This is a genomic window from Streptomyces sp. NPDC028928 (genome assembly GCF_055564915.1).
The window spans coordinates 1-7,962 of the sequence record NZ_JBVHVI010000008.1; the positions used below are offsets into that span (position 1 = coordinate 1).

The window sequence follows — 7,962 nt, forward strand, 5'->3', positions numbered from 1 at the left end:
CTCACCCTCTCGGGCTTTCCTCCGGGCTTCCCTTCGGTGTTTCCGACTCTATCAGATCTTTTCTCGATCCGATTTCCTCGGTGCTTTCCAGGTTCTCGCTCTCGCGTTTCCCTTTCCGGCGGTTCTGACTCTATCAGATCCTTTCGGCGTCTGACTCCCAGTCAGGGGGGCTTGTCTTCCCGGCTGTTGGGCCGTTCCGACGTCTCAAACCTTAGCGGATCCGCCCGGCGATTCCCAATCGGGCCGCCGAGTCCCTATTCGAATTGAATTCGGGCACGCCGAAATCAACCCGGTTGGGAGATCGTGCTGGTGGTTTGGGGTGCCGCTCGCGCGGCGGGAGGTGCTGTCGCAGAAGCGTTACGCCTCCGTGGCAACCCGAAGAACCTTACGGATCGAGCAGGGGCGTGTCAACACCTGCTGTCAAGATCTTTTAGTCCAGGTCGCTGAGCCGGCCGCCGGCGTCCGGCTGGGCGTGCTCGACCCTGCGCAGGAGGCGGGTCAGGACCTCGCCGAGGACCGCGCGCTCCGCGGGAGTGAGGTCCTGGAGCAGGTCCTCCTCGAAGACCGTCGCCAGGCGCATCGCCTCCAGCCACTTCTCGCGGCCCTCGGGCGTCAGCTCCACGATGACCCGGACGCGGTTGGACTCGTCGCGCTCCCGGGTGACCAGCCCCTCGGCGACCATGCGGTCGATCCGGTGGGTCATCGCGGCCGGGGTGAGGCCGAGCCGCTTGGCCAGGTCGCTGGGGCCCATGCGGTACGGGGCGCCGGAGAGGACCAGCGCCTTGAGGACCTCCCACTCGGCGTTGCTGATGCCGAGGGCGGCGGTCTGGCGGCCGTACGCGACGTTCATGCGGCGGTTCAGCCGGGACAGGGCCGACACGATCTTCTCGACCTGGGGGTCCAGGTCCTGGAACTCGCGCTGGTAGGCGGCGATCTGTTCTTCGAGCGTCGGCTCGGTGACGCCGGGAGTGTCGGCCATGGGCGCAGTATGACACGCCAGTCCTTTGCCTTGAAGTCCTTGATTGTGTAGTCTTTAGCTTCGAACTTTAGCTTTAAAGTCTTCAGGTCTAACTAGTGAGAGAGGTGAACGTGACCAGGGCGATGGGCGCGGCGATGCGCCGGATCCACGTGGGCAACGCACTCAGCGCGTTCGGGCTCGGCTTCACCGTCCCCTACCTGTACGTCTATGTGGCGCAGGTGCGGGGCCTGGGAGCCATGACGGCGGGACTCGTGCTCGCCGTCTTCGCCGTGGCCGCGCTGATCGTGCTGCCGTTCGCCGGCCGGGCGATCGTGCGGCGCGGCCCGCTGCCGGTCCTGCTCGCCGCCCTGGTGACCGCCGCCCTGGGTGCGCTGAGCCTCGGTCTCGCGGGCTCCGCCGCGACCGTGCTGCTGTCCGCGGCGGCGCTCGGCGCGGGGCAGGCCGTGATGCAGCCGGCGCTGGCCACGATGATCGTGGACTGCTCCTCCGCGGACACGCGCTCGCGTGCGTTCGCGATGCAGTTCTTCCTGCAGAACCTGGGGCTGGGCGTCGGCGGACTCATAGGCGGCCATCTGGTCGACACCACGCGCGTGTCCTCGTTCACGCTGCTGTTCGCGATCGAGGCGGCGATGTTCCTGCTGCTGGTCGGCGTGCTGGCGACCGTGCGGATGCCGCACTCGCCGCGTCTGGCGGACGCTCCCGGGCGGTCGGCGAAGGGCGGCTGGAAGCAACTGCTCGGGAACCGGGCGATGGTGCAGCTGTCCGTGCTGGGCTTCGTGCTCTTCTTCGCCTGCTACGGACAGTTCGAGTCGGGGCTGAGCGCGTACGGCGTGGAGGCGGCCGGGATATCCACGTCCGCTCTGGGTACGGCGCTGGCCGCGAACACCCTGATGATCGTGGTCGCCCAGTTCGCGGTGCTGAAGCTCGTGGAGCGGCGCCGCCGGTCCCGGGTCATCGCGATGGTCGGTCTGATCTGGTCGGTGGCCTGGCTGGCCGCCGGTTACGCGGGGCTGGGGCACGGCAGCCAGGAGATGGCCACGGCCGCGTTCGTGTCGACGTACGCGCTGTTCGGGCTGGGCGAGGCGATGCTGTCGCCGACGGTCGCGCCGCTGGTCGCCGATCTGGCGCCGGAGGGCATAGCCGGGCAGTACAACTCGGCGTTCGCCCTGGTCAAGCAGCTGGCGCTGGCCGTCGGTCCGGCGGTGGGCGGTCCCCTCGGGGCCTCGCTGCACGGGCCGTACATCGTGACCTTCCTGCTGTTCTCGCTGGGGATCACCTTCCTGGCGCTGCGACTGGGCCGGCAGCTCACCGCCGTACAGGACCGGCCGTGGCTGGCGCGCGGGACCCGGGTGGTCACGCGGGGCGGGGCGCCGGCCGAGCCGGTGGCCGCGGAGGCGTAGGCACCGGCTCCTCGGGGACGCCGCGGGCGGGACGGGCCGGTCAGCGGGTCGCCGTGACCATGATCGCCGTGAACGGGAGCGTCGTCGTGCCGTCCTCTGTGAGGTGCTCGGCCAGCTGCTCGCGGACCAGGGCGGCGCCCCGGCTCAGGGCGTCCTCGCCGCCGGCCTCTGTGATCAGGCCGCCCCAGAGGGCGGACAGGTGGGCCCGGGCGTAGGTGTCCAGCGGGGGCAGGGTGATACCGAAGGTGATCTCGCGGTGGGCGGTGGCGCCGTAGCCGGCCGTGCGGAGGGCGGTGATGAGCTGCTCGCCGGTCAGGGCGAAGGCCCGCGCGAAGTGGCGGGCCGCGTCGGGACCGCCGTACTGGTGCACGGCGGCCTGCTGGGCGAGGAAGTAGGGCTGGCGGTCGACGGGGGCCCAGACGGTCGCGGCGAAGCGGCCTCCGGGGCGGGTGACCCGGGCCGTCTCCGCGAGGGTGGCCGCGAGGTCGGGGAAGAACTGGGCGCCCTGCTGGCAGACGACGGCGTCGAAGGTGCCGTTGTCGTACGGCAGGTGGTCGGCGGGGGCGACCGTGAACTCGATGTCCGGGTAGAGGCGGGGGTGGCGGTCCCGGGCCAGCCGGATCATGTCCGTGTCGATGTCGGCGCCGAAGACGCGGCCGGTGGGGCCGACCAGTGCGGCGGCGGCGCGGGCGGCGAAGCCCGTGCCGCACGCGAGGTCGAGAACGACGTCTCCGGGGCCGAGGTCCACTGCGTCCAGCAGCTCGGCCACGAAGGGCGCCATGATCGGGGCCTGGTGGGTGTCGTAGCCCTCGGGGCCGTCGGGGCCTTCGCCGCCGCTGTGTCCGTGTGCCATGGCTGAGCTTCTAACACCGTCCCTCGCGTCATCGCCGTATGCCGCGCGGGACGGTACGGCCCCGGGTCAGTGCTTTGCCTCCGGCAGGACGAACTCGCACCACACCGCCTTGCCGCCGCCGGGGGTGCGGCGGCAGCCCCAGCTGGAGGCGATCGTCGCCACGATCGCGATGCCCCGGCCCGACTCGTCGCCCGGTTCGGCGCGGCGCCGCCTCGGCAGGTGGTCGTCGCCGTCGGTGACCTCGACGATGAGGCGGCGGTCGGTGCGGCGGAGTCGGAGCCGCATGGGCGGGGTGCCGTGCTGGAGGCTGTTGGCGACCAGTTCGCTGGTGGCGAGGACGCCGAGGTCGTGGAGTTCGGCGGGGAAGCGCCAGCTGGTGAGGACGCCGGAGGCGAAGGCACGCGCGCGGGGGGCCGCTTCGACGCCGCCGAGCAGTTCGAGGGCCGCGTTGCGGAACAGGTCGCCGTCGGGGCCGGTGCGCGCCGGGTGCTGGAGGACGAGGACGGCGACGTCGTCGTCGTGGTCGGCGGTGACGCCGGCCGAGCGGACCAGGCGGTCGCAGACGACCTGCGGGGTGCCGGTCGCTCCGGCCAGGGCGGCTTCGAGCGCGGCGATGCTCTCGTCCAGATCCGCGTCACGGCGCTCGACCAGGCCGTCGGTGTAGAGGACGGCCGTGGAGCCGGGGCCGAGGGCGATGGAGCCGGAGGCGTGCATCCAGCCGCCGGTGCCGAGCGGCGGGCCGGTGGGTTCGTCGGCGCGGGAGACCGTGCCGTTCTCGTCGCGGACCAGGATCGGCAGATGGCCGGCGGACGCGTACACCAGGCGGCCCTCGTTGGGGTCGTGGACGGCGTAGGCGCAGGTGGCGATCTGGTTGGCGTCGATCTCGGCGGCGAGACCGTCGAGGAGCTGCAGGACCTCGTGCGGGGGCAGGTCGAGGCGGGCGTAGGCGCGGACGGCGGTGCGGAGCTGGCCCATGACGGCGGCTGCGCGCACCCCGCGGCCCATGACGTCGCCGATGACGAGGGCGGTGCGGCCGCCGCCGAGGGTGATCACGTCGTACCAGTCGCCGCCGACCGCGGCCTCGGTGCCGCCGGGCAGGTAGGTGGCGGCGATGCGCAGGTCGTCGGGCTGTTCCAGTTCCTGCGGGAGCAGGGAGCGCTGGAGGGTGACGGCGGTCTCGCGCTGGCGGCGCTCGCTGGCGCGCAGGCGTTCGGCGGCCTCGGCGTGGTCGGTGACGTCGGTGGCGAAGACGAGCACGCCGGCGTCGCGGTCGCCGTCCTCGGTGACGGGGGTGCAGGTGAAGGTGTACGAGCGACCGTCGACGGCCTTGCGGGACTTCAGGGTGCGGGGCTTGCCGCTGCGCAGCACCTGGTCGAGCAGCGGCAGCAGGCCCAGTTCTGCGAGTTCGGGCAGGGCCTCGCGGGCGGGGGCGCCGGTGGGACGGGTGCCGAAGGCCGCCGCGTAGGCGTCGTTGACGTAGGCGATGCGGTGGTCGGGGCCGTGGACGAGGGCGACGAGGGCCGGGACGCGGTCCAGGACGTCACGCGCGGGCAGTTCGTCGACGGCGGGCACCGGGGGTGTGCCGTCGGCGGGCTGTTCGGCGCGGGCCGCGGGCACGGAGCCGTCCCCCCGTCTCTCCGGGGGGACCGCCGTCTCGGTCCGCGCGGCGGCGCGGCGCTGCGTTCCGGGGAGCCGGGCGCTCCAGCGCGTGAAGTTCACTTGGGGAAAGCCTCGTGGGTGCTAGGGCGGGCGGGTGCCCGTCCGACGTCGTAGGGCAGTCTGGCAGGGAGCGGGCCGCGGCGGGCGACAACCGTCAGACGCCGGGGCGGGCCGTGGAGTTCCTGGGTCCGGTCAGGACGACCCCTTCGGGTCGTCGGAGGGGCTGTGAGGAGGCTTTCCACCGGCCGCGAGTTCGAACTCCGCTCGGGGATGTTCGAGTGAACCGAGCGAGACGATCTCCCGTTTGAAGAGGCCGGCGAGGGTCCATTCGGCGAGCACGCGGGCCTTGCGGTTGACGGTGGGCACCCTGCTGAGGTGGTACGCGCGGTGCATGAACCAGGCAGGGTAGCCCTTCAGCTTGCGCCCGTAGACCTGCGCGACGCCCTTGTGCAGGCCGAGGGAGGCGACGGAGCCGAGGTACTTGTGCGCGTACGTCTGAAGGGGCTCGCCGCGCAGGGAGTGGGCGATGTTGTCGCCGAGGACCTTGGCCTGACGGACCGCGTGCTGGGCGTTGGGGGCGGTCTCGGTGCCGGGCTCGGCGGCGGTGAGGTCGGGTACGGCGGCGGCGTCGCCCGCGGCCCAGGCGTGTTCGGTGCCGTCGACGGTGAGCTGGGCGGTGCAGCGGAGCCGGCCCCGGTCGGTGCGCGGCAGGTCGGTGGCTTCGAGCAGCGGGTGCGGCTTGACGCCGGCCGTCCACACGACCGTACGGGTCGGGAAGCGCTGGCCGTCGCTGAGCACGGCGACGCGGTCGGCACAGGACTCCAGGCGGGTGCCGAGCAGCACCTGGATGTTGCGGCGGCGCAGCTCGGTGACGGCGTAGCGGCCCATCTCGGGGCCGACCTCCGGGAGGATGCGGTCGGTGGCCTCCACGAGGATCCACTTCATGTCCTCGGGGCGGAGGTTGTGGTAGTAGCGCGCGGTGTAGCGGGCCATGTCCTCCAGTTCGGCGAGGGCCTCGACGCCCGCGTATCCGCCGCCGACGAAGACGAAGGTGAGGGCGGCGTCGCGGATCGCGGGGTCGCGGGTGGAGGAGGCGATGTCCATCTGCTCGATGACGTGGTTGCGCAGGCCGATGGCCTCCTCGACGGTCTTGAACCCGATGCCGTACTCGGCGAGGCCGGGGACGGGCAGGGTGCGGGAGACCGAGCCGGGGGCGAGGACGAGTTCGTCGTAGCCGATCAGTTCGGCGGCCCTGCCCTCCTCGGCGGTGGCGAGGGTGGTGACGGCGGCGGTGCGTACGGCGTGGTCGATGGAGGTGACCTCGCCGACGACGACGTGGCAGTGGTCCAGGACGCGGCGCAGCGGTACGACGACATGGCGCGGGGAGATCGAGCCCGCGGCGGCCTCGGGGAGGAACGGCTGGTACGTCATGTAGGGGTCGGGAGTGACGACGGTGATCTCCACCTCGCCCCGCCTCAGCTCGGCCTTCAGCTTCCGCTGGAGGCGCAGGGCCGTGTACATCCCGACGTAGCCGCCGCCGACAACCAGAATGCGCGCACGTTCCTTCACCATCCCATGACGCACCCGGCGCTGGTGTTTGTCCACAGCCCCGGCAATTTGTGTGACCGGCGGCCGGGTGTACGCAAGGGCGGCCACGGTGCCCGTGCGGGACGAAAGGGGGCAGGTCAGCGGGGGCGGACGACAGGGTGCGAAGGGCAGGAATCGGGACGTACACGCCCCGTACTCCGATCGAGGGGCGCACTGTGCGGAACCTGCCCCTTCTGAATTGACTTCCTCTCAACTATGTTCGTGTGTCGACGGGGTGTAGGGAATGTGGTCGAACGGGTCCGCGACGGGCGGGTCTGGTCGGGACCGATGCCACTTCCGCGCACGTCGTATTCAGTGGCGGGGAGAGTCTCCGGGGGGAGACGTCATTACCGGGGGAACACATGCATGTTCAGGACACGCATTGGGCATCCGCAGCCGCTGTCGCGGCCGGTGGCAAGGCGATGACCGCGGCGGGCGGCAACGGACGCGCGGACGGGGCGCGTACGACTCCGCTGCGGGTGGACGCACAGCGCAATCTGGAGCACGTGCTGCGTGCGGCGCGTGAGGTGTTCGGCGAGCTGGGGTACGGCGCGCCGATGGAGGACGTGGCGCGGCGGGCGCGGGTCGGGGTCGGCACGGTGTACCGGCGCTTTCCCAGCAAGGACGTGCTGGTCCGGCGGATCGCCGAGGAGGAGACGGCTCGGCTGACCGAGCAGGCTCGGGCGGCGCTCGGGCAGGAGGACGAGCCGTGGTCGGCGCTCTCGCGGTTCCTGCGGACGTCTGTGGCGTCGGGGGCGGGGCGGTTGCTGCCGCCGCACGTCCTGCGGGTCGGCTCCGCCGGTTCCGCCGAGTCTGTCGCGGCCGGGCCGGCCGAGACGGCTCGGGTGCCTCAGCAGCGGGTGCAGCCGGGTGGGACCGAGCTGCGGCTCGTGGCGGAGGAGGCCGCGGTGGTGGCCGACGACGCCGGGGCCGGGGCGCTGCTCGATGTGGTCGGGCAGTTGGTGGAGCGGGCTCGGACGGCGGGTGCGCTGCGGGCGGATGTGTCCGTGGGTGACGTGCTGCTGGTGATCGCCACGGCGGCGCCGTCGTTGCCGGACGCGGCGCAGCAGGCTGCCGCGTCGGCGCGGTTGCTGGACATTCTGCTGGAGGGACTGCGGTCTCGCCCGGCATAGCCCGCCGGCCCGGCCCGGCCTCGGCTACGCCGTCGGCGGGCTTTCCTCGTTTCCCACCCGCACCACCCGTACGGCCATCGCGGTCGGGGGGTGCGGGTGGTCCTTTTTTTGGGGGGGCGGGATCGCCGTCGGGTGTGCGTGGGCCCCTGCGGGACGGCTCGCCGTCGGCGAGTGCGAGTGGCCCCTGCGGGGGGCTCGCCGTCGACCGGAACGGGGCCCCTGCGGGGGGCCCGCCGTCGGCGGGTGCGAGTGGCCCTTGTGGGGGCGGGCTCGCCGTCGGGTGTGCGGGTGGCCCTTGGGGGCGGGCTGGCCGTCGGCGAGTGCGGGTGGCCTCTGTGGAGGGCGGGCTCG

The 7,962-nt window shown here is 72.4% G+C and carries 6 protein-coding genes; 2 read left to right on the forward strand and 4 right to left on the reverse strand.

The features are described 5' to 3' along the window. Positions 1-430: 430 nt before the first annotated feature. Positions 431-979, reverse strand: a complete 549-nt coding sequence (locus ACZ4U1_RS19790; RefSeq protein WP_059249864.1) for a MarR family winged helix-turn-helix transcriptional regulator — start codon at positions 977-979, stop codon at positions 431-433. Between the two features lie 110 nt (positions 980-1,089). On the opposite strand from ACZ4U1_RS19790, the gene ACZ4U1_RS19795 reads away from it, so the two are divergent. Continuing rightward, positions 1,090-2,379 carry an MFS transporter gene (locus tag ACZ4U1_RS19795; RefSeq protein ID WP_467904751.1) on the forward strand — a complete coding sequence of 430 codons (1,290 nt, stop codon included), beginning with the start codon at positions 1,090-1,092 and terminating at the stop codon, positions 2,377-2,379. A 40-nt stretch (positions 2,380-2,419) separates the two neighbouring features. On the opposite strand, the gene ACZ4U1_RS19800 is transcribed toward ACZ4U1_RS19795, so the two are convergent. The 3 genes from ACZ4U1_RS19800 to ACZ4U1_RS19810 all read right to left on the reverse strand — a co-directional run bounded on the left by ACZ4U1_RS19800 (position 2,420) and on the right by ACZ4U1_RS19810 (position 6,463). Next, complete coding sequence (locus ACZ4U1_RS19800) at positions 2,420-3,232, reverse strand: class I SAM-dependent methyltransferase (protein ID WP_467904753.1); 813 nt, start codon at positions 3,230-3,232, stop codon at positions 2,420-2,422. A 66-nt stretch (positions 3,233-3,298) separates the two neighbouring features. Then, positions 3,299-4,951: an ATP-binding SpoIIE family protein phosphatase gene (locus ACZ4U1_RS19805; RefSeq protein WP_467904755.1), complete on the reverse strand. Its 1,653-nt coding sequence runs from the start codon at positions 4,949-4,951 to the stop codon at positions 3,299-3,301. 132 nt (positions 4,952-5,083) lie between these two features. Beyond that, positions 5,084-6,463 carry an NAD(P)/FAD-dependent oxidoreductase gene (locus tag ACZ4U1_RS19810; protein WP_467904756.1) on the reverse strand — a complete coding sequence of 460 codons (1,380 nt, stop codon included), beginning with the start codon at positions 6,461-6,463 and terminating at the stop codon, positions 5,084-5,086. Positions 6,464-6,840: 377 nt separating this feature from the next. On the opposite strand from ACZ4U1_RS19810, the gene ACZ4U1_RS19815 reads away from it, so the two are divergent. Further along, the gene (locus ACZ4U1_RS19815) at positions 6,841-7,611 is read left to right on the forward strand and encodes a TetR/AcrR family transcriptional regulator (RefSeq protein ID WP_467904757.1); all 771 of its coding nucleotides are present in this window, start codon (positions 6,841-6,843) and stop codon (positions 7,609-7,611) included. Positions 7,612-7,962: the final 351 nt, after the last annotated feature.